This is a genomic window from Patulibacter sp. NPDC049589, from assembly GCF_040675535.1.
In the GTDB taxonomy this organism is placed as follows: domain Bacteria; phylum Actinomycetota; class Thermoleophilia; order Solirubrobacterales; family Solirubrobacteraceae; genus Patulibacter.
Window position 1 is genome coordinate 23,686 of sequence record NZ_JBFAPC010000019.1, and the last position, 21,019, is coordinate 44,704.

Here is a 21,019-nt window from a genome sequence, read left to right on the forward strand (position 1 = left end):
GGAGCTACTTGGAGAGCAGCTCGAGGTCGGCGCGGGTCATCAGGCGGATGAGCTCCTCGAAGGAGGTCTCGGGGACCCAGCCGAGGTCCTTCTTCGCCTTCGCCGGGTCACCGATCAGCAGGTCGACCTCGGCGGGCCGCACGAACTGCGGATCGATCCGCACGTACTGCTCGAAGTCGCCCAGGCCGGCCTCGTCGAAGGCCACCTCGACACACTCGCGGACCGTGTTCGTCTGGCCCGTCGCGATGACGTAGTCCTCGGCGGCGTCCTGCTGCAGCATCAGCCACATCGCCTTGACGTAGTCCTTCGCGTAGCCCCAGTCGCGCTTGGCGTCCAGGTTGCCGAGCGCCAGCTCCTTGCGCAGGCCGTGCTTGATCGCGGCCGCGTGCCAGGTGATCTTGCGCGTCACGAACTCCAGGCCGCGGCGCGGGGACTCGTGGTTGAAGAGGATCCCCGACGTCGCGTGCAGCCCGTAGGACTCGCGGTAGTTGACGGTGATGAAGTGCCCGTAGACCTTCGCCACGCCGTACGGCGAGCGCGGGTACAGCGGCGTGTCCTCGTTCTGCGGGACCTCGCGGACCTTGCCGAACATCTCCGACGACGACGCCTGGTAGAAGCGGGCCTCCGGTGCGGCCTCGCGCATCGCCTCGAGCACCCGGGTGACGCCCACGCCGGTGAAGTCGGCCGTCAGCGTCGGCTGGACCCACGACAGCCCGACGAAGCTCATCGCCGCCAGGTTGTAGATCTCGTCCGGGTTCGCCGCCCGCATGGTGTCGACGAGCGACCGCTGGTCCAGCAGGTCGCCCTGGTGCAGCGTCACCTTGTCCCGCAGGTGCTCGATCCGGTCGAACTTCTCGGTGGATGCACGTCGGACCATGCCGTGGACCTCGTACCCCTGCTCGAGCAACAGCTCGGCGAGGTAGGAGCCGTCCTGGCCGGTGATCCCGGTGATGAGGGCGCGCTTCGGCATGGCGGGGAGCCTAGGGGACGAGCGCTCGACAGGGCGTAGTCGCCTGCGCTTGCGCTGGGACCGTCAGGCGGAAGCATGCCTGCCGACTAGCCTCCCTGAAGTGAGATTCGTGATCGACGCACGCGCGGCTTCGGAGGTCCCAGCTGGACGTGGCCGTTACATCCGTGAGGTCCTGCTCGCGCTGGCGCGTCGGGCCGATGACCACGAGTACGAGCTGCTGGCCCGTCAGCCGTGGGCTGGGCTTCCGCGAGACCCGCGATTCGGCTGGCGGACGGTGACGGGAAAGGATCCGGGCTGGGCGCTGTCTGCAGCGCGTTCTGCCCGTCATGGTGACGCGCTGCTCTCGACAGCTTCGTATCTACTGGCCGCGGCGAGCCCGGTTCCGACGGTCGCTACGGTCTTCGATCTCGTCGCGTTCGATCCCGCTACGTCTCCGCCGCGAGGGGCACTGGCAGAGCGCGCGACGTTGCCTCTTGCCCTCCACCGTGGGGCCACCTTCGCGTGCATCTCGGAGGCCACCCGCCACGAGCTGCTGTCGCGCTTCCCGGCCGCGGAACGACGCGCGGCCGTCACGATCCTTGGGGTGGACCAAGACCTCGACCGCCGGGCGTCGGCACGTCCCGATGTGGTGGCCCGACTGGGATTGCCTGAGCGCTTCGTGCTCTCCGTCGGCACCCGCGAGCCGCGCAAGAACCTCGTGCGCACCATCCGGGCGTTCGGGACGCTGCCCGCGGCCGTCCGCGGCGACCGGCGGCTCGTCGTCGTCGGCCACAAGGGTTGGCAGGACGAGGAGATCGACGGGGCGATGGCCGACGCCGGCGATCTCGTGCACCTTGCGGGGTTCGTCGACGACGACGATCTGCCAGCGGTCTACGCTGCCGCCGACGCCTTCGTCTACGCGTCGTTCCACGAAGGCTTCGGCCTGCCGGTCCTCGAGGCGATGGCGGTCGGAACGCCGGTGGTGACCTCGAACGTCTCGAGCCTGCCGGAAGTCGCCGGCGACGCGGCGGTGACCGTCGACCCGCTGTCGGTCGACGCGATCGCCGCGGGCCTCGCCGAGATCCTCTCCGACGACGCCCGGGCCGCTGACCTCGGCGCTCGGGGTCGCCGGCGCGCCGCGGAGTTCACGTGGGCGCGAACCGCCGCCGACACGCTGGACCTGTTGGTCGCCGCGGCGTCGGGCCACCGGGAGGCGTAGGACGACCGGCACCCGCGGGTTCCAGGACTTCGGCGCCCGTGTCCGTGTGCCGGGGCGCTGCGCTCAGGTCGACGGGCGCCTCGCCAGCATCCACACGTTGCGCCGGATGAAAGGCGTGCGGGCCGCGACGCGGTACGGGAGGGGGCGGCGCTTGGCCTTTGTCCGGGCGCTCACGATCGACGTTCCGGGCATCACGGACTCGTGACCGCTGGTGACGATCTCGAGGCCCTGATCGATGAAGAGTCGGCGGAAGCCGCGGATAGTGAACGGGCGGACGTGGGTGTAGTCGTCCCAGACCCATCGCTGGGCGTCGGGGGAGGAAGCAAAGACGAGACCGCCGGGGCGCAGGACGCGCAGGGCCTCCGACACGACCGCGCCCGGGCTCTGCACGTGCTCGAGCAGGTCCTTCATGACCACGGCGTCGAACTCCCCGTCCCCGAAAGGCAGCGGCTCATCGACATCACCGAGAATGATGTTGCGCCCCAGATCGCCGGCCCGCGCGACTGCATCGGGGGACCCATCGATCCCCGTGTAGTCCGGGAAGTGCTTTGCGATCCAGCCGGTGCCGCAGCCGACGTCAAGCAAACGCGCGTCCGACCGGAAATGCCGGGTGACGTCCCGGAAATAGCCGGGCTCCTCGTGCCAGTCGAAATAACCCACGGGGGGACCGTACTGGCGCCCGGCCTACGATGGCGCGGTGACTCTGCCGAGATCGCTGATGCTCAACGCGCTCTTCCTCCAGCCCGGTGCCTCGGGTGGCGTCGACACCTACCTGCGGGGACTGGCCCCGGCGCTTCTCCGTGCTGCGCCGGAGATCTCGCTGTCGGTCGCCACGACCCGGTTGGGGGCCGACGCGCTGCGCTCGGAGGGCTGGGACGACTGGTGCGAGATCGTTGAGTTCCCGTGCGACGACGGCCAGCGCGTGAGACGACAGACCGCTGAGCAGGTGTTCCTTCCGCGTGAGGCACGGCGTAGGCGCGTTCAGATCCTGCACAGCCTCGCGTCGCTGGGACCGATGTGGACCCCGCGCCTGCGCCACGTCGTGACGCTCCACGACGTCACGTTCTTCCACGAGGCGACCTTCGGCCGGGTGACGACGACCGGCATGCGGACCGTGATGCGCGGCGCCGCGGGCGACGCCGACGCCGCGCTGACGGGGACTGCGACCGCCGGAGAGGACATATCGGAGGTTCTCGGGTTGGACCCTGAGATGCTCCTCGTCGCACATCACGGGTTCAACCGCGCACCGGCCCGGGCGGCGATCGGCTCCGCGGAGCTTCGTCTGCGGTACGGCTTGGGTGACGACCGCCTGCTGCTCTGCGTCGCTGCGAAACGTCCCCACAAGAACCAAGCGCTCCTCGTTCGCAGCCTGCAGGATCTCCCCGAAGACGTGCGCCTCGTACTGGTCGGGCATCCTGAGCCGTACGACCTGGAGCTGCGAAAACTGGCCGAGGCCGAAGGTGTCGCGGGGCGCACGACCTTCCTGGAATACGTGCCGGACGAGGAGCTGGAGGGGCTCTGGGCGGCAGCCTCGTGCGCGGCGTTTCCGACGCGGAACGAGGGATTCGGCATCCCCGTGATCGAGGCGATGGACCGACGGGTTCCCGTCGCCTGTTCCGACATCCCCGTATTGCGGGAGATCGGTGGGGCGGTGCCGAGGTTCTTTCCAATCGACGAGCCGGCCGCGTGCGCGACGGCCATCCGGGATGCCTTGGATGGTGAAGACCGTCGCGAGGCCGGGCATGCATGGGCCGCACAGTTCACCTGGGACGCGTCCGCGACTGTGCACCTAGAGGCCTACGAGCGGGCCATGGCCCGCCCTGCAGATGTCGGACGTGCGCACGCCCTGGACGCGGGGTAGCGCGGCTCAGGCGCCCAGCGCGCGGTCGTACGCAGCGGCGAGCCGGTCGGCTGCGGCCCGCACCGAGAACGCGGCGACCCGCTCCGCGTCGCGGACACGGTGACGTTCCGGCGGGCCGGCCAACACCGAGGAGGCCAGACGATCAGCGAGTCCGACCCAGTCACCCGGCGCGACGTAGGCGGCAGTCGGGCCAGCGACCTCGGGAATCGCACCGGAGGTCGTCGTAATGATCGGTAGCCCGGCGGCATGCGCCTCGGCGAGGACCATCCCGAACTGTTCCTCCCAGGACCAGACGGGCATGCTGCCCAGCCAGAGCGCACTTGCTGAGGAGTACACGTCCGGCATCTGCTCGTACGGCACGAACGAGCGGAACTCAACCCGCCCGGCGATCCCGAGCTCGCCCGAATACCGGCGTAGCCGGTCCTCTTCCGGGCCGCTCCCGACAATCACGACGCGCGGTAGGACGGACGAGCCGCGGCGCTTCAGCAGGGCGAGCGCTCGCAGGAGGTCTTGGTGGCCCTTCTCCCAGACCAGTCGACCAGCGGAGAGGACGACCGGATCGCCGTCGCCAGTCGGGCCGTCGGGTCGGAAGCGGTCGGTGTCGACGCCAGGTGCGCAGACCACTACTCGGTTTGCAGGGGCGCCTTCCACGAGCAGCGCGTCGCGGGCGCGCTCCGTGGCGGGCAGAAAGAGGTCGGTGTGCCGCAGGACAGCCTCGCGGTAGGGACGGGTGCGCACGTTGCGGTAGGCCGCAGCGAACGGCAGTGTCTCCCAGACGTTCGTCACGAGCTTGTACCCGAGGCGCCCGCGCAGGCGAGCGGCTTGCGCGCTGTACCAGTAGCCGAGCTCCTGCGTATGGACGATGTCGGCGCCGCAGAGGACGTCCTCAAGGCCGATGTATCGATCGCCTGGGAGGCGGGTGAGGACGTCGCCGAGCCGACCTCGTGGCATGACATCGCGCATCGTCCGCGCCTGGACTCGACGGAGTGGCAAGGCGCTGGTGTCGAAGCCGTCGCCGCGCGCGGGTTCGGGCACGACGATGTCGAAGCGGTCCTCCAGAAGAACCCAAGGCCGCAGCTCCCACGGGTTGGCCTGGTGGCCTCGGAGGACGACGACACGGGGACGGGCAGACACTGCGCCAAGCCTAGGGACTGCCGGATCGCCGGACCGGATGGGGGCGGGATGCGTGCGCCTGTCGCTCCGTCCCCAACGGTCGGCGGTGGACTATCTTGGTTCCGATGCTGAGCCGAGAGACTCTTCAACGGCAAGTCGGACGCGCGCTCAGCGTCGGGAGCCAGGTCTCTATGCGGGCGCTGGCTCGTGCGTCCGTGCGCGAAGAGTTCTCGGCGCACGGCGAGGACGCGGTCATCACGCGACTCCTCGCCCAGCTTCCACAGATCGAGCGCAGTTGCGTCGACCTCGCTGCGAGCGACGGAGTGAATCTCTCGAACACGCTGCGGCTCTATCGCGACGGATGGTCCGGCTTGGCGTTCGACGCCGACTCTGCGCTGTTCGCGCACCTCGCGGCCACGCACCGTCGCTCCCCGCAGGTCGCCCTCGTGCGGACATTCGTCGACCCGCAGAACGTCTGCGCGCTGCTCAGCGCGCACCGCATCTCGGCGACGTTCGGGTTCCTCAATCTGGACATCGACAGTTACGACTACTTCGTGCTCGAGGCGTTGCTCGAGACGTACCGGCCGACGCTGATCTGCACGGAGATCCAGGAGATCATCCCGCCGCCCGTGCGCTTCGCCGTGAAGTACAGCGATGTGTTCGAACCGAAGAATCCCCATTTCTTCGGCCATAGCCTGTCGCAGGTGTCTGAGCTCCTACGGCGGAGCGGATACGACCTAGCCGCGGTGCACTACAACAACGCGTTCTTCGTCGAACGAGGGCACGGGATCCGTTCCCTGGACGACGAAACCGCTTTCCGCGAGGGCTACGTCGAACAACCCGACCGGACGTCGCGGTTTGCCTACAACGCGGAGTACGACGAACTGCTCGAGGCGGATCCCGCGGTTGTCGTAGACCGACTCAAGAACCTGTACGCGGGTGAGCGGCCGGGCTCGTACACGCTCGAGGCCTGAGCGCCGGGCGCGGAGCCCGTCCCGCGTTGTGTGTGGGCTCGCTACTTGCGGCGTCAATGCGCTCTCAGTCTCTCCGTCATTCGGCGCGCAGTACCCTCGCTCGTCGTGTCCGACGCCACCCCGACCCCCGACGTCACCGACGTCCTTGATGCCACCGGCGCGGGCGATCGCGTCATCGCTGGCGGGACGTTGCGGATTCTCTTCTACGCGCTGGGGTCGCTGTTCGCGGTCGGCTCCACGGCCTTCGTCTCTCGGCACCTTGGAATCCAGGCATTCGACGGATTCGTCACGGTCCTCTCGCTGACCGCCGTGGCCCTGTTGGTCACCGACTTCGGGCTTGCGGCCCTAGGGGTACGGGAGTACGTCGCTCGGTCGGGGGAGGACCGCGATCATGTGATGGGCGTCCTCGTTGCGCTCCGGCTGTCCCTGATGGTTGTCGCTACGCTCGCGATGGTCGTGTTCGCCCTGCTCAGCGGGTTTTCGAGCACGCTGCTGGTCGGCACTGTCGTGGCAGGCGTCGGGCTGATCGTGCAAGCGGTTCCGGCGACGTACAGCCTCCCATTGGCGGCGACGCTGCGCCTCGGCTGGGTCGGCGCCATCGATTTCATCCGACAGGCGGTGCAGGCCCTCGTGCTCATGGCGCTCGTTCTCGTCGGCGCGGGGACGGTTCCGCTGCTCGGCTCGTTGGTTCCGGCAGGGGTCGTCTCGCTGATCGTCGCGGCGGCGGTGGCTCGAAGCCTGGCACCACTCTGGCCGCGCTGGGATTGGCGCGAGATGGGCCGCCTGCTACGCATGGCCCTGAGTTACGCAATCGGGACCAGCATCGGCGCGATCTACGCCTATGTGGCCCAAATTGTCACGCACCTGGCGACAACAGAGTACGAGAGCGGGTTGTTCGCGCTCTCCTTTCGCGTCTTCTCGGTGATCATTGCAGTGGCGATCATCGCCGTCGGCAGTGCCTATCCGGTTCTCACTCGCGCGGCCGGCAATGACGCTTCCCGTTTCGGCTACGCAGGAACGCGGCTCTACGAGGGCATCGTTCTGATTGGCGTTTTGGCTGGCGTCGGCGTCGGCGTCGCGTCTCCGGCCATCATCGAGGTTCTCGGCGGCCCGGCGTTCCGAGACGCCGTCGACGTTGCCCGGCTGCACGCTGCCGCGATCCCTGGGTCGTTTGCCGTCGCCGCGGGCTCGTTCCTGCTTCTGGCAACACGCCAGCACAAGACGCTCTTGTGGATCAATGTGAGCATCCTGTTGGTGAGCATCGCGCTAACGGCTGTAGCGGCCTCGACCTGGGGCGCGACCGGCTCGGCGGCGGCGATGGTCGTGACGGAATACACGCTCGCCTTCGCCTTTTTCGTCGCCATCCGGCGCCAGAGCAGCGGCATCGGCTTTGGGCTGCGTCCGTTGCTCTCGCTGCTCACGGCCGTCGCCGCAGCGGTGATCGTGGCGGCCCTCTTGTCGGCGTTGGCGGGCGGTATCGCCTGGAGCGTCGCCTGGTCTCTGGCCGCCTGTGCCGTCTTCACCCTGGTGGCCCTGTCGACGGGGGGCGTCCCGCCCGAGATCATCGGGTTGGTCCGTGCCCGGCTGGGTCGCCCCGCAGCCTGACCTACGAAGTACGGGGCGGAACGTCGGTACGGCGGTAGAGGACGTCGAACGGGCTGAGGTGGCGGTCAACGACATAGCGGTCGCCTAGCGCGGCTGTCACGGCTGTCACGGCATCCGCGTCTCGGACCTCCACCAGCGCCCAGCGGGGCGCGTGACGTTCAAGGTCGAGACCGGCGATCGCAGCGACCTCGAAACCCTCGATGTCGAGCGAGAGCAGGTCGAGATCGACGATTCCCGCCTCGTCCAGGATGGACGACAGAGTCCGGGCCGGGACCTCGACGTCGTACGGCTCTTCGAGTCCGAGTGCCGAGACCTGCTTCGCCCAGGATTCATCGTCCTCGTTCGCGATGAGCGTGCCTGCGACCGCAGACATGAGACCTCCGTACCGCATGGCGATCGCACTGCCGTCGTGATCGATCGGCACCAGCGCGGCCTCGACCACCTGGGCGCGAGGACGGTTGCGGCGGGCCTCAGCGGCCAGGTGGGGAATTGGCTCGACCAACACGCCCTTCCACCCGTGGAATCGCTCGAGCAAGTACGTGTTGCTCTGTTCGAAGCCGTCGTTGCCGCCTGCTTCGAAAAACGTCCCCCCGTCGGGCAAGAGCGCTGCGAGCTGGACGTCCATCTCGTAGAGGGCCGGCCGCGAGAGGTGCCGGCTCCCCGCCGCTTCGGCCTTGGTGCGCTGGCGGCGCCGGATGGCGCGGCGTTCGCGGATGTAGGTCTGACGCCAACTAGACGGCAGCCGACGAACAACGGACGCCACCAGGCGGATGTGGGTGGGAAGGGCGGGGGACGGCGCGTCGGGGGCGGACATCCGGCCACGGTATCCACCGAACCGCACACGGCGCCCCGAGCGTTGGCGGTTACCGTTCCGCCGATGGACGTCCGCGACACCACCCTCCCCGGAGCCAAGCTCGTCGTACCGCGGGTATTCCCGGATGACCGCGGGTTTTTCTGCGAGACCTTCCGCGAGAGCGCTCTAGCGGAAGCCGGCATCCACGATCGCTGGATCCAGGACAACCACTCACGTTCGTCGTTCGGAGTCGTCCGCGGGCTTCATTTTCAGATCGGGGATGGGTGCGCCAAGCTCGTCCGATGCGGGCGGGGCCATATCTGGGACGTCATCGTTGATCTCCGCGAGGGCTCCCCGACTTTCGGCAAGTGGGAGGGGTTCGACCTCACGGACGAGAACATGCACGCGCTCTACGTTCCGGTCGGGTTCGCCCACGGGTTCGCGGTCATGAGCGGCGTGGCAGACGTCCTGTACAAGCAGACGCGTTATTACAGCGGCGATGTTGAGCGTGGAATCGCCTACGACGATCCCGAGGTCGCCGTCGTCTGGCCGCTCGCCGCAGGCGACATTCGGGTGTCCGAGCGGGACGCCGCCGGCCCAAGCCTGTCGGAAGTAGCGGCGAAGTTGCCGTTCGTGTACTAGATGCCTACGCGGCAGTCCGAACTTGGGGGGTGAATCGCGCTCCCCCATGAGGTCACTTGAGCACGATGGCTAAGAACCGATCCCGATCCAGATCCCAGTGGGCCGTTGCGGCTCGCGTCATTCCGTTCGCCCTTGTTGCTGTGGTGTCATTGACGTCAGGTTCCGCTTCTGCTGGCACGTACGACGCTTGGACTTGCCGGGCACCCGACGGGACCCCGAGCGCCACCCATGACGACGCGACGGGGTGGCAATGGTCTGTCGCCAACACCGATGCCGCTGGCGGCAACTGGGTTACGGACGGCTGTTCAGCCGGCGGGGCGCTCGAGGTTCGTCTCGCGGACACTCGGGCGCAGCCGACTCCGTCGTTCGCGTCTTGGAGGTTCGATGCGCCGCAGGCGACGACGATTCGGAGTTACGCCCTGGATTTCGAGGCTTACGGTCGAGCAGCGGACTCTGTCAGCCATATCTATGGCGACTTCCACGTGTTGACCGATGCCCAAACTGATCCCGATTATCATGAGCGCTTCTACGGGAAGGGTGCCGTCTCGCGTCGCACTGTCAGCCACGACGCGGGGTCGGCAAAAATGTTGATTGCTCAGACGTCATGCGGCGACAACACCGGCTCCGGCGCCCTCTGCTCCCCGGGCACCGACGGTTCGCCGGCCCGCTTCAGCATCTACCGCGCCACCTTCACCCTCGAGGACCGCGACGCCCCCGCCGTGACGTCCGTCTCCGGCGACGCCGTCACCGGGGACATGTGGGCCGGATCGGCCGGGATCTCCGTCGGGGCCACCGACCAGGGCGGCGGCGTGTACCGACTCGGGGTCGAGGTCGACGGGCAGATCCGCAGCTGGATCAACGTCGCCGGCGCGCCCTGCCGGGCGTGGCCGGGGACGGAGCGGACGTTCGTGTCGCCCAAGCCGTGCCCGAGCACCACGGGCGGGGTGCAGCAGATCTCCACCGCCGACCTGCCCGAGGGCAGCCACACCGTGCGGGTCGTCGTCGAGGACGCCGCCGGCAACCAGACGACCGCGTACGGGCCCGTGTCGAAGACGCTGAGCCGGACGGCGCCTCCCGGGCCGGCGGACCCCGGGCCCGAGAACGGGTCGCCTGCGGTGAGCGACGCGGCTCTGAAGGTCAGCTGGGAGGGGCGCGAGTCCTCGACGCGGAGCATCCGGTTCGACCAGCAGCCGGTGCTGCGCGGGCAGCTCACGACGAAGGCCGGGCAGCCGATCAAGGACGCGGCCGTCCGGGTGACCATCACGCGGGACGCGCGCAACTCGCCGCCGTTCGAGCGGGAGTCGCTGCAGACGAACTCGGAGGGCCGGTTCCGCTGGAAGATGCCCAAGGGCAGCAGCTCCCGGAAGATCACCCTCAGCTATCGCCGCCGGGTCCGCGATCCCCAGCCCGTGGTGAGCAAGGACGTCCGCCTGCGGGTGACCGCCGGGGTGCGGCTCAGCCTGAGCCGGAAGACCGCGCGCCGTGGGCAGTCGGTGCGGCTCACCGGGCTGCTCTCGGGGCGGCCCGTCCCCAGCGGCGGGAAGGTCGTCGAGCTGCAGGCTCGCAACCCCGGCGGCAAGTGGATCACGTTCCGGACGGTCCGCGCGAAGAAGAGCGGCAAGTTCGCCTCGAGCTACCGCTTCCGCAACCCCGGGCCCGCCCGGTTCCAGATGCGCGCCCGGGCCCGGAAGACCGGCGACTACCCGTACGCGACGGGCTCCTCGCCCGTCCGCAGCATCCGGGTGCGCTGATATGGGGGTCGGTTTGTCAAGCAGGTCGTGGGTGGTCGCGTCCGCGTGGCGGTCGTGGTCGGGTGGGTGTGGGCTGGGTTCTCTCGGTGTCAGCGCGGTGTGCGCGACGACCGGATCGGGCTGATATTCGCGGGCTGGGTACCGCATGACCGTTGTGCGTCGCGGGGCTCCAGTCTGAGATCGAGCGCGCCCACCCGGGGGCGGGTGCTCACAGCGCAATCGGAGTCCCTGGGGTGCGCGACGGTGCGCTGGCACCGAGACAGCCCAGCCGGGATGTCAGGTCGAGGTTCAGGCGGTGGTGGCGGTCTCCCAGCAGAAGTGCGAGAGCTCCCGCGCGACCGCGATCGCGACGATCGCGGGCCGCTTCCCACGCTCGACCTCGAGCCGCTGCCAGCGACCGTAGAGCCGTCGTTGCGCGCGCCACGCACAGTCGATCGCCGCGGCGGGCGCGTCCTGTTGGCGGCGCTTCAGGGTGCTGCTCATCCTCGGCGGCTTGCGGTAGTGCCAGGCCGCCTCGACCAGCAGTCGGCGGGCGTGCACGGATCCGGCCTTGGTGATCGAGCCCTGGCGACGCTTCTCGCCGGAGGTGTTCTCCGACGGCACGATCCCGAGAAACGCGGAGAGCAGGGTCGGCTTCTTGAACCGTTCGAAGTCGCGAACCTCGGCGCACAAGCCCAGCGCGGTCAGCGTCGAGATGCCACGCATGCACCGCAGGCGGGTCACTTGGTCGGTGAAGACGCAGTTCGCGGCGACCGTCTCGATCGTTCGGTCCAGCTCGTCGCGGCGACCGAGCAGTGTGTCGTGGGCGTGGAGGTAGTCCTGGAACGTCGCTTCGCTGGCGGGGTCGGAGAAGCGCAGCGTGTTGAGCCAGTCGCGATGCGCCATCGTCCACGCCTGCGCCGGTCCGGTCCAGTAGATCTCCCTGCGCAACAGCAGCTTCCCGATCCGGTGGCGGGCGCGCATCAGATCACCACGGACATCCTCCCTCGCGCGGATCAGGTCGCGCACGTTCTCCTGCTGAACGGTCGGGACCGTGACCTCGGTCAGCTGACCTGCGGCCAGCAACCTGGCGAGCTTCATCGCGTCCCTGGCGTCGGTCTTGATCCGCGAGCCCGGCCCGGAGGTCGGGATCAGGCCCGGTGCGCAGACCCGCACGTCGATGCCGCTGTCGCGGCCCCGACGAACGAGGCCGTAGCCGGTCGGTCCGGCCTCGTAGACCGCCCGCACCGGCCCCTCGAGACCGGCGAGGTACGGCAGCACCTCGTGCGGCCGCCCGTAGATCGTGTTCTTCTGGATCTCGCCCGTGGCGTCGTCGACGACCGCGATCGCGGTCCTCTTGGCGTGCACATCGAGTCCCACCCAGCGCGTACCGTTGCTCATGGCCGGTGACCTCCATCGTTGTGGTCACGCCGCAGCCCGCTGCTGCGGCGCAGTCAAGCCCACGCACTTCGATGCGCAGGCTCACCGGCCACCTTCTACGACGACCGACCCCCATAGGGTCTGAGGGCGCGGCGCTCGGACGGGCGTCGTCCCGTCCGAGCGGTCCGTCCTCGCGCGCGATCCGCCATCCTGTGGGGCGATGGCCACCGTCGCTCCCGCGCCCGACCCCGGACCGCGTCGCGCGCAGTTCCTCCGGCGCCGCTTCACGACCAGCCCGCAGAGGATGCTCCTCGCCGCCCGGCTGGCGCTGATCGCCAACGTCCTGATCATGCTCACCGGCGCGCTGGTCCGGGTCACCGGCTCCGGGCTCGGCTGCCACAACTGGCCGAAGTGCGACACCCGGGCGCTCCCGAGCGAGGCTCACGCGCCGGCGCTCATCGAGTTCGGCAACCGGCTCCTGACGTTCGCCGTCAGCGCCACCGCGATCTTCGCGATCTTCAGCGCGCTGACCCTCTTCCACTACCGCGGCGACCTCCTGCGGCTGTCGGTGTGGATCCTCGGCGGCGTCGCCGCCCAGGCCGCGATCGGTGCCGGGAGCATCGCCTACAAGCTCGACTGGGTCTGGATCAGCGCGCACTACATGGTGTCGCTGCTGCTCCTCGTCGTGCCGTCCGCGATCCTCGTCTGGCGCGCCGGCAAGGGCACGAAGGCCCCGAGGAAGAACCTCGCGAAGGACGCCCTGACGGCCAGGGTCGTCTTCGCGCTGCTGCCGATCGGCGCGATCGCCCTGTGGGCCGGGACGCTCGCGACCGCGGCCGGGCCCAACTCGGGCGGGTCCGCGACGAACGACGTCGTCAAGCGGTTCGACATCCACGGCACCGGCACGCTCGAGTGGATCGTCCAGCGCCACGGCGCGATCGCGGCGATCTTCGGGATCTCGATCATCGTGGCGTGGGGGGTCGCGAAGTGGCGCAAGGCCGGCGAGCGGCTGACGCTCGCGCTGACGGTCGCCGGGATGCTCGTCGCGGTCCAGGGGATGCTCGGCCTGATCCAGTACGGGCTGGAACTGCCGGGCGGGCTCGTGTGGATCCACGTGACGCTCGCGACCCTCACCTGGACCGCGGTCGTGTGGTCGTGGTTGATCGCCGGGCCCGTCAAGCGGCACCTGCCGGTCAAGACGGCCGCGTCGGCGGTCCCCGCGGACTGACCTGCGGGCGGCGCGGCAGGCCCGGACTCGCCCGTTGCGAGACATTCGGCCGCGCACGACGCCCGGTACGACGCTCCGCCCTGGGCCGTCGACGCCGGGAGCGGCCGTCGACGGGGTGCGCCCTACACTGGGCGCTGTGGTCGAGGCGCTCCCCGAGAACCTTCCCGTCGTCGTCCTCTGCGGCGGACGCGGCACGCGGCTCGGTGCCGGTCAGACGGTGCCCAAGCCGCTGGTCGAGATCGGCGGGCGGCCGATCGTGCAACACATCGTCGAGCTCTACGCCGCGCAGGGCGCCCGGCGGTTCCTGCTCGCGGCCGGATGGCGGGCCGACCTCCTCGGGTCCGCCGTGAACGCGATCGCGTGGCCCGAGGGCGTCACCGTCGAGTGCGTCGACACGGGCGTCGACACCGAGACGGGTGGCCGGCTGCACCGCCTCCGCGAGCACCTCGGACGCTCGCCGTTCCACCTCACCTACGGGGACGGTGTCGCCGACGTCCGGCTGGCGGACCTCGAGGCCACGCACCGGGCCGGCGGGCGCACGGTCACGCTCACGGTCGTCCGTCCCGAGCTGCAGTTCGGCATCGTCGAGCTGGCGGAGGACGACGCCATCACCGGTTTCCGCGAGAAGCCCCGGAGCACGCACTGGATCAACGGGGGGTTCATGCGGATGGAGCCCGACGTCTTCGAGGTCCTCGACGCCGACTGCACGTTGGAGCGCGAGCCGCTCCAGCGGCTCGCGGCCGAGGGGCGACTCCACAGCCACCGGCACGAGGGATTCTGGGCGTGCATGGACACGTACAAGGACGCCCGCGCGCTGAACGAGCTGTGGGAGGCCGGCACGGCCCCCTGGGCCGTGGCCCCGCAGGCCGCACGCTGAGGCGGCCGCGGCCCCGTCCTGCTGCGCCCCGACGACCACGCGTGGCGCCCGGGACCGCGCGGAGCCGCGCCCGGCCGGTCTGGAAGGATGGCCCGCGATGAGCAGCTTCGGGAAGTCCATGCGCGGCCGGTCCGTGTTCGTCACCGGCGCCTACGGCATGCTCGGCGCGTGGCTGGTGCGGGCGCTCCTGGACCGCGGAGCATCGGTCACGGTGCTGCGCCGCGACGAGGTCCCGGCGTCGATGCTGGCGCTGGACGGACTCGAGCCCCGCTGCACCGTCGTGCGGGGCGATCTCCTCACTCCGGGCCTGCTGGAGCGCGCGATCGGCGAGCACGAGTGCGACACCGTGTTCCACCTCGCGGCGCAGACGATCGTCGGCACCGCCAACCGCTCGCCGGTCCCGACGTTCGAGGCGAACATCCGGGGCACGTGGCTCTTGATGGACGCCTGCCGCACGCAGGACGTCCGGCGGGTCGTCGTCGCGGCCTCCGACAAGGCCTACGGCGCGCACGAGGAGCTGCCCTACCGCGAGGAGTTCGCGCTGCAGCCGCGCTTCCCGTACGACGTCTCGAAGGCTGCGACCGACCTGATCGCCCGCTCCTACTGGCACACCTACGGCGTCCCGGTCGCGACCACGCGCCTGGCGAACATCTACGGCGGCGGCGACCTCAACCGCTCCCGCCTGCTGCCCGAGGCGGCCGCGGCGGTCCTCCGCGGACGCGCCCCGGTGATCCGCTCCGACGGTTCGCCCGAGCGGGACTTCCTCTACGTCGAGGACGCGGCCGAGGCGTACCTCGCCATCTGTGACGCGCTCGACGCCGACGAGGATGCGGCGCCGGGAACCACCCGCGCGCGCGGCGAGGCCTTCAACGCCGGCGGCGGCCGGCCGCACAGCGTGCGATCGGTCATCGACGCGGTCGTGCGCGTGTCCGGGCACGACCTCGTCCCGGACGTCCGCGGCTCGGGCACCCCGTCGGGGGAGATCGACCGCCAGTACGTCGACTCGACCAAGCTCCGCGAGCGCACGGGTTGGGAGCCGCTCGTCGGCCTCGACGACGGCATCGCCCGCACGCTGGACTGGTACCGCGAGCACCTGGACGCCGTCCCGGCCTGAGGCGCCGGCGGCACTTCGGCGGCGGGCTCAGCCCGCGAGCAGCACCGCGAGGCCGACGGGCACGGCCGCGATCGCGTGCGCCGCGAGCAGCGCGACGGACGCCTGCCGCCGGGCGACGGACGCGCCGGTTCCGGCCCGGACGGCCGACCGGGCCCACGCGGCGAGCGACGCCGCGCCGAGCGCCAAGGACACGGCGGCCGCGACGGCCAGCGCGACGCCGACGGGCGCTCCCGGCAGGGCGGCGAGCGACAGGACGGCGAAGACCGCGGCGGCACCGGCGATGCCGGCGGCCAGGTCGGTGAGGAGGATCCGGTGCTGCGCCGAGGCCCGTCCGTGGCGCTCGGCGGTGTGGGAGCGGATCGGCGCGGCGGGGCGTCGCGAGGAGGGCGCCGCCGGCCCGGTCCGCGGTGCCGGGCCGGGGCGCCGGCCGGTGGCGGGCTCGCGGGCCGCTGCGACGTCGGGCCGGGCCGGCGCCGGCACGCGCGGGGCGCGGACGGGAGGGATCGCGGTGCTCACCGACGGAGCATGCACCGGCACGGGATCGGCGCTGTGGCGGGACGGTGTCCGTCCCGTATCGATGCGATCGGGGTGCTACTCGACCGTGACGCTCTTGGCGAGGTTGCGCGGCTTGTCGATGTCGCGGTCCAGCGCCTTGGCGGCGTGGTAGGCGAGCAGCTGCAGCGGGATGTTGAGCAGGATCGGCTCGAGCTCGGGCTCCGTGCGCGGGACGAGGATCGTGCGCTCGGCCAGCTCGGTCGGCAACTCCTGGTGCGAGATCGCGAGGATCGGGCCGCTGCGGGCCTTGATCTCGTGGAGCGTCGAGCGCTGCTTCTCGAAGAGCTCGTCGTCCGGCACGACGGCGACGACGGGCATCTGCTCGTCGATCAGGGCCAGCGGGCCGTGCTTGAGCTCGGCCGCCTGGTACGCCTCGGCGTGCATGTACGCGACCTCCTTGATCTTCTGCGCGGCCTCGCGGGCGATCGGCCAGCCGCGCACGCGGCCGATGAACATGGCGTTGTCGAACTGCGAGAGCCAGCCGGCGGCCTCGATGATCTTCTCCTCCTGCTCGAGGACCGCCGAGATCTTGGCGGGGAGCTCGCGCAGCGCGGTGATCAGGCGGTCGCCGTCGGCGGGCGAGAGGTCGCGGATGCGCCCCAGGTGCACGGCGAGCATCGCGAACGCGACGCAGGTCGACGTGAAGCTCTTGCTCGAGGCGACGGAGACCTCGGGGCCGGCGTGGATGTAGATGCCGCCGTTGGTCGCGCGGGCGATGGCCGAGCCGACCTGGTTGACGACGCCGAGTACGCGGGCGCCCTTGCGGGTCAGCTCCTCGACGGCGGCCAGCGTGTCCGCCGTCTCGCCGGACTGGCTGACCGCGATGTAGAGCCCGTCGGGATCGATCACGGGGTTGCGGTAGCGGAACTCGGACGCGGCCTCGGCCGTGGCGGGGATGCGGGCGAGCTCCTCGATCAGCTGGGCGCCGACCTCGCCCGAGTAGTACGCCGAGCCGCAGCCGAGGATGTAGACCCGCTTGAACGAGCGCAGCTCGTTGGGGTGCAGGTTCAGGCCGCCGAGCTTGATCGTCGAGAACCGCTCGTCGAGGCGGCCGGAGATCGCGCGCTGGACGGCCTCGGGCTGCTCGCCGATCTCCTTGCGGAGGAAGTGCTGGTGCTCGCCCATGTCGAAGTCCTCGGCGTCGAAGTCGACGCTCTCGGAGATCTTCTGGACGGGGCGCGCGTCGAGCGTCGAGGTCGTGAAGCCGTCGGCCTCCAGCAGCGCGATCTCGCCGTCCTCGAGGTGGACGACCTGCTTGGTGTGGCGGACGATGGCGCCGACGTCGGAGGCGACGTACATCTCGCGGTCGCCGAGGCCGAGGACGATCGGGCTGCCCAGGCGGGCGACGATCACGCGGTCGGGGTGCTTGGCGTCGAGCACGGCGAGGCCGTAGGCGCCCTCGACGTGTCGCAGCGCGGCGCGCAGGGCCTCGACGGGGTCGTCGTGGTCCCGTGCGGCCTGGCCGATCAGGTGGGCGACGAGCTCGGTGTCGGTCTCCGAGACCGGCTCGATCCCGTCGGCCTGCAGGCGGGCCTTGATCTGGGGCGCGTTCTCGATGATGCCGTTGTGGACGACGGCGAAGCGCTCGCTGAAGTCGACGTGCGGGTGCGCGTTCTGGTCCGTCGGGGCGCCGTGGGTCGCCCAGCGGGTGTGGCCGATCGTGGGGGAGCCCTTGATCCGCTTGGGCAGGCTCGCCTTGAGGTCCGCGATCCGGCCCTTCGCCTTGTGGACCTTGAGGCCACTGGCCCCGGCCACGGCGATGCCGCCGGAGTCGTAGCCGCGGTACTCCAGGCGCTGGAGTCCCTCGAGGACGATGGGGACCCCGTTGCGGGAGCCGACGTAGCCAACGATGCCGCACATGACTGGGAGTTCCTCCTACGTGTAGACGATCCTGCGCAACTGCCGGACGGACAGTCCCGGGGGACTGAACCGCCGGGTCCCGAGCTCCGCGGCGATGCGCTGGAACGCCTCGTCGTTGCGGATGCCCCGGGCCTGCAGCTCGGAATGACGCCGCCGCACGAACGAGGGGACGTCCTCGTCGAAGTACGCCAGCACCTCGGCGATCACGCGCTCGGCCTCGGACGGGCTGAGCGACGTGGTGTGCGAGAGGTGCGTGCGGAGCTCGACGAACGACCCCGACGGCCGAGCGGCGGTCACGGGAGGGCATGGTGACGTACGAGGGCCCAGGAATCAACCGTTGTGCCCGAAATCGGGCAGGATTGCGGACGAATGGAGGCGGAGTGCGACCTTTTTGAAGCGGAAATGCACCCAAGCCGCGGGTTCTCGGAGTCCTGTCCCGTCCTCGGCAGGGTAGGCGGCATGCCGTCGCGTCGCCCGAGTCTCGCAATCGCATGCGATTCACATGCGATGATCGGAGGATGGTCATGATCCAGGTGCGCGACGTCCCCGACGACCTGCACCACGCGCTCAAGGCACGGGCCAAGAGCGAAGGGGTCAGCCTTTCGGAACTGATCCGGCGTGAGTTGCCGCGGATCGCTGCGACGCCGTCGATGGCGACCTGGCTGTCCGACCTCGATGCGCTGGAGCCGATCGCGTGGCCGTCCGGGGCGCCGTCGCCGACCGAGATGATCCGCGAGGAGCGTGACGGGAGATGAGCGCCGTCCTCGATGCGGGAGCCGTCGTCGAGCTGCTGCTCCGGCGCGGGTTCGACGGGCCCGTTCGGCGCGAGATCGAGCGCGCGTCCCACGAGGTCCGCAGCCCCGAGCTCCTCGATGTCGAGGTGCTGAGCGTCTTCCGGCGCCTGAGCGGCCACGACGTGATCTCGCAGGACGACGCGAGCCGCGCGGTCCGGACGATGCGGCGGGTGCCCATCCAGCGAGTCGCGCATCGGGCGCTCGCGGCGCGCATATGGGACCTCCGGGGCCGGCTGACGTCCTACGACGCCGCCTACCTCGCCACGGCGGAGCGTCCCGGGCGGGACGGCCGGCCGGCGACGCTCGTGACCACCGACGCGCGATTCGGCAGGACCGTCCGGTCGATCGGGTCCGTGCAGGTCGTCGTCATCCCGGTCGCATGACGGCGACCCGCGCCGCCTCGTGGCCCGTCGGATGGGCGATCCACGAGGCGACGTCGCGACGAGCTCGTGGGCGCGGCCTGCTAGGCCGCCGTGCGTTGTCGGCACGCGAGGGTCTGTGGCTGCCCGTCCGCTCGATCCACACGATCGGGATGCGGTTCGCGCTCGACCTCGTCTGGCTCGGGGGCGACGGTCGCGTGGTCCGGGTCGACGAGCACGTCCTGCCCGGGCGCCTCCGGACGTGTCTTCGGGCCCGAGGCGGCGTCGTCGAGATCGCCGCGGGCTCCGGAGCCCCGCTGACGCTCGCACTGCGGGCCGGGCCCGCCGCCTACTTCTCGTCCGGTTCGCGGTCCTCGGAGCGCGAGCGGGTCGCGCGGTAGACGAGCAGCCCGGCCATCCCGATCACGAGCGCCATGCAGACGGTGGTGACGAGATCGGATCCCGTGGACGCGAGGGGCATGCGGCCGATCGTACGCCGCGTCGCGCCGTGGGGCGCAGCCGGGGTCGGTGCAGGCCCGGCGCGTGGTTGCGGGACGGTCGGTTAGCCTGTACGAGGCCCCGCGGTCAAGTCGATCGCTCGTGCGGCCCGTCCCGTTCCCCTCTTCGTAGGCCCCACGATGAGCGCCACGATCTCCCCTCAGACTCCGCACTCTCCCTCGACGGACCCAGACCACGCGTACCTCGTGTCCGTCGTGATCCCCTGCCTCAACGAGGAGGAGAACATCGTCGCGGTCGTGACGCAGGCCCGCGAGGCGATCGCGGACTCCGGCATCACGGGCGAGGTCGTCGTCGCGAACAACAACTCGACGGACCGCTCAGCCGAGCTGGCCGAGCAGGCCGGCGCCCGCGTCGTGCACGTTCCGACGCGCGGCTACGGCGCCGCCTACATGGGTGGCTTCTCCGCCGCCCAGGGCAAGTACATCGTCATGGGCGACGCGGACCTGACGTACGACTTCCACGAGATCCCGAACTTCGTCCGCGAGCTCGACGACGGCGCGGACCTCGTCATGGGCAACCGGATGAAGAACATCCAGCCCGGCGCGATGCCCTGGCTGCACCAGTACGTCGGCAACCCGCTGCTCTCCGGGTTCCTGAACATGCTCTTCAAGACCGGCGTGCGCGACGCGCACTGCGGCATGCGCGCCGTGCGTCGCAGCGCCCTGCCGGCGATGGACCTGCGCACCCCGGGCATGGAGTTCGCGTCGGAGATGGTCATCCGGGCGAGCAAGGCGAACCTCGACATCCGCGAGTTCGACATCCAGTACCACCCGCGCGGTGGCGAGTCGAAGCTCTCGACCTGGCGCGACGGCTGGCGCCACCTGCGGTTCCTGCTGGCCCACAGCCCGACGCACCTCTTCCTCTTCCCGGGCATCTTCCTGGCGATCGTCGGTCTCCTCGTCATGGGCACGGTGATCTCCGGCATCGACTTCCTCGGCCGTGACTGGAGCATCCACTCGCTGATGGCCGGGTCGCTGCTCACCATCATCGGGACGCAGATCGTGTCGCTCGGGCTGTGCGCGCACGCCTACGGGATGTACTTCATGGGCGACGTGGACCCCTGGTTCGACCGCATGCGGTCCCGGTTCCGCCTGGAGCACGGCCTGGCCATCGGCGGCGTCGTGATCCTCGTCGGCTTCATCGCCGCCGCGATCATCGTCATCCGCTGGGCGGCCGACGATTTCGGTGCCCTGAGCCAGGTGAACCTCGCGATCACCGCCGTGACGGCCATCGTCATCGGCGTGCAGATCTTCTTCTCGAGCTTCCTGCTCTCGATCATCGGACTCCGCCGGAGCGCGGGCTGACGCGGCTCGGCCGCTTCTGGCGGCCGTCGTCCCCGGCCGCAGGTCGGGTCCTCCTCAAGGTCTCAGCGCTCCGTCCTCGCCACCCAGTGGCGAAGCTCGCGGCGGCCTTCGGTGTCGCCGCTGTGCTGCTGGTGCTCGTCGTC

General features: G+C 70.2%; 22 protein-coding genes. 13 read left to right on the plus strand and 9 right to left on the minus strand.

What is annotated here, in order from left to right; translation table 11 throughout:
• Positions 1-4: 4 nt before the first annotated feature.
• Positions 5-970, minus strand: a complete 966-nt coding sequence (gmd, locus tag AB0L40_RS05685) for a GDP-mannose 4,6-dehydratase (RefSeq protein WP_364350497.1) — start codon at positions 968-970, stop codon at positions 5-7.
• On the opposite strand from gmd, the gene AB0L40_RS05690 reads away from it, so the two are divergent.
• Positions 939-2,168 (plus strand): glycosyltransferase family 1 protein, encoded by a 1,230-nt coding sequence (locus tag AB0L40_RS05690; protein ID WP_364350500.1) that lies wholly within the window; start codon positions 939-941, stop codon positions 2,166-2,168. The genes gmd and AB0L40_RS05690 overlap by 32 nt on opposite strands.
• A 63-nt stretch (positions 2,169-2,231) precedes the next feature.
• Here the strand turns inward: AB0L40_RS05690 and AB0L40_RS05695 are convergent, their stop codons facing one another.
• Positions 2,232-2,828, minus strand: a complete 597-nt coding sequence (locus AB0L40_RS05695; protein WP_364350503.1) for a class I SAM-dependent methyltransferase — start codon at positions 2,826-2,828, stop codon at positions 2,232-2,234.
• Between the two features lie 37 nt (positions 2,829-2,865).
• Between AB0L40_RS05695 and AB0L40_RS05700 the strand changes: the two genes are divergently transcribed.
• Complete coding sequence (locus tag AB0L40_RS05700) at positions 2,866-4,029, plus strand: glycosyltransferase family 1 protein (RefSeq protein ID WP_364350506.1); 1,164 nt, start codon at positions 2,866-2,868, stop codon at positions 4,027-4,029.
• 6 nt (positions 4,030-4,035) lie between these two features.
• On the opposite strand, the gene AB0L40_RS05705 is transcribed toward AB0L40_RS05700, so the two are convergent.
• Entirely contained in the window at positions 4,036-5,163 is a 1,128-nt protein-coding gene (locus tag AB0L40_RS05705; RefSeq protein ID WP_364350509.1) for a glycosyltransferase family 4 protein, read from the minus strand.
• A gap of 194 nt (positions 5,164-5,357) precedes the next feature.
• Here AB0L40_RS05705 and AB0L40_RS05710 point away from each other — a divergent pair, with 194 nt between their 5' ends.
• Positions 5,358-6,116 (plus strand): hypothetical protein, encoded by a 759-nt coding sequence (locus tag AB0L40_RS05710; protein ID WP_364350512.1) that lies wholly within the window; start codon positions 5,358-5,360, stop codon positions 6,114-6,116.
• Positions 6,117-6,221: 105 nt separating this feature from the next.
• The gene (locus tag AB0L40_RS05715) at positions 6,222-7,721 is read left to right on the plus strand and encodes a hypothetical protein (RefSeq protein WP_364350515.1); all 1,500 of its coding nucleotides are present in this window, start codon (positions 6,222-6,224) and stop codon (positions 7,719-7,721) included.
• A 1-nt stretch (position 7,722) separates the two neighbouring features.
• Here the strand turns inward: AB0L40_RS05715 and AB0L40_RS05720 are convergent, their stop codons facing one another.
• Positions 7,723-8,535 carry an FkbM family methyltransferase gene (locus tag AB0L40_RS05720; RefSeq protein WP_364350518.1) on the minus strand — a complete coding sequence of 271 codons (813 nt, stop codon included), beginning with the start codon at positions 8,533-8,535 and terminating at the stop codon, positions 7,723-7,725.
• 63 nt (positions 8,536-8,598) lie between these two features.
• Here AB0L40_RS05720 and rfbC point away from each other — a divergent pair, with 63 nt between their 5' ends.
• Together rfbC and AB0L40_RS05730 are read left to right on the plus strand one after the other, a co-directional pair.
• Positions 8,599-9,156: a dTDP-4-dehydrorhamnose 3,5-epimerase gene (gene rfbC / locus AB0L40_RS05725; protein WP_364350521.1), complete on the plus strand. Its 558-nt coding sequence runs from the start codon at positions 8,599-8,601 to the stop codon at positions 9,154-9,156.
• A 584-nt stretch (positions 9,157-9,740) separates the two neighbouring features.
• Complete coding sequence (locus AB0L40_RS05730) at positions 9,741-10,907, plus strand: hypothetical protein (protein WP_364350524.1); 1,167 nt, start codon at positions 9,741-9,743, stop codon at positions 10,905-10,907.
• A gap of 288 nt (positions 10,908-11,195) precedes the next feature.
• Here the strand turns inward: AB0L40_RS05730 and AB0L40_RS05735 are convergent, their stop codons facing one another.
• Complete coding sequence (locus tag AB0L40_RS05735) at positions 11,196-12,287, minus strand: IS110 family transposase (protein WP_364350527.1); 1,092 nt, start codon at positions 12,285-12,287, stop codon at positions 11,196-11,198.
• A gap of 199 nt (positions 12,288-12,486) precedes the next feature.
• On the opposite strand from AB0L40_RS05735, the gene AB0L40_RS05740 reads away from it, so the two are divergent.
• The 3 genes from AB0L40_RS05740 to AB0L40_RS05750 all read left to right on the plus strand — a co-directional run bounded on the left by AB0L40_RS05740 (position 12,487) and on the right by AB0L40_RS05750 (position 15,485).
• A complete protein-coding gene (locus AB0L40_RS05740) occupies positions 12,487-13,494 on the plus strand; it encodes a COX15/CtaA family protein (RefSeq protein WP_364350530.1) in 1,008 nt (335 codons plus the stop codon).
• A gap of 136 nt (positions 13,495-13,630) precedes the next feature.
• Positions 13,631-14,371 carry a sugar phosphate nucleotidyltransferase gene (locus AB0L40_RS05745; protein ID WP_364350533.1) on the plus strand — a complete coding sequence of 247 codons (741 nt, stop codon included), beginning with the start codon at positions 13,631-13,633 and terminating at the stop codon, positions 14,369-14,371.
• 97 nt (positions 14,372-14,468) lie between these two features.
• On the plus strand, positions 14,469-15,485 hold the full coding sequence (locus AB0L40_RS05750) for an NAD-dependent epimerase/dehydratase family protein (protein WP_364350536.1): 1,017 nt from the start codon (positions 14,469-14,471) through the stop codon (positions 15,483-15,485).
• Positions 15,486-15,512: 27 nt separating this feature from the next.
• Here AB0L40_RS05750 and AB0L40_RS05755 read toward each other — a convergent pair whose 3' ends face one another.
• From AB0L40_RS05755 to AB0L40_RS05765, 3 genes are all read right to left on the minus strand, one after another.
• Positions 15,513-16,001, minus strand: a complete 489-nt coding sequence (locus tag AB0L40_RS05755; protein WP_364350539.1) for a hypothetical protein — start codon at positions 15,999-16,001, stop codon at positions 15,513-15,515.
• 75 nt (positions 16,002-16,076) lie between these two features.
• Positions 16,077-17,900, minus strand: a complete 1,824-nt coding sequence (glmS, locus tag AB0L40_RS05760; protein WP_364350542.1) for a glutamine--fructose-6-phosphate transaminase (isomerizing) — start codon at positions 17,898-17,900, stop codon at positions 16,077-16,079.
• Between the two features lie 15 nt (positions 17,901-17,915).
• Positions 17,916-18,197 (minus strand): hypothetical protein, encoded by a 282-nt coding sequence (locus AB0L40_RS05765; RefSeq protein ID WP_364350545.1) that lies wholly within the window; start codon positions 18,195-18,197, stop codon positions 17,916-17,918.
• A gap of 221 nt (positions 18,198-18,418) precedes the next feature.
• Between AB0L40_RS05765 and AB0L40_RS05770 the strand changes: the two genes are divergently transcribed.
• Genes AB0L40_RS05770 through AB0L40_RS05780 form a run of 3 tightly spaced genes read left to right on the plus strand, consistent with a single transcriptional unit; the run spans position 18,419 to position 19,454 of the window.
• A complete protein-coding gene (locus tag AB0L40_RS05770; protein WP_364350548.1) occupies positions 18,419-18,655 on the plus strand; it encodes a hypothetical protein in 237 nt (78 codons plus the stop codon).
• Positions 18,652-19,077 carry a type II toxin-antitoxin system VapC family toxin gene (locus tag AB0L40_RS05775; protein WP_364350551.1) on the plus strand — a complete coding sequence of 142 codons (426 nt, stop codon included), beginning with the start codon at positions 18,652-18,654 and terminating at the stop codon, positions 19,075-19,077. The genes AB0L40_RS05770 and AB0L40_RS05775 overlap by 4 nt, the downstream gene beginning before the upstream one ends.
• Positions 19,074-19,454: a DUF192 domain-containing protein gene (locus tag AB0L40_RS05780; protein ID WP_364350554.1), complete on the plus strand. Its 381-nt coding sequence runs from the start codon at positions 19,074-19,076 to the stop codon at positions 19,452-19,454. The genes AB0L40_RS05775 and AB0L40_RS05780 overlap by 4 nt, the downstream gene beginning before the upstream one ends.
• On the opposite strand, the gene AB0L40_RS05785 is transcribed toward AB0L40_RS05780, so the two are convergent.
• Complete coding sequence (locus tag AB0L40_RS05785) at positions 19,403-19,534, minus strand: hypothetical protein (RefSeq protein ID WP_364350557.1); 132 nt, start codon at positions 19,532-19,534, stop codon at positions 19,403-19,405. The two genes, AB0L40_RS05780 and AB0L40_RS05785, sit on opposite strands and share 52 nt — an antisense overlap.
• A gap of 223 nt (positions 19,535-19,757) precedes the next feature.
• Between AB0L40_RS05785 and AB0L40_RS05790 the strand changes: the two genes are divergently transcribed.
• A complete protein-coding gene (locus AB0L40_RS05790; protein ID WP_364350560.1) occupies positions 19,758-20,876 on the plus strand; it encodes a glycosyltransferase family 2 protein in 1,119 nt (372 codons plus the stop codon).
• Positions 20,877-21,019 lie beyond the last annotated feature (143 nt).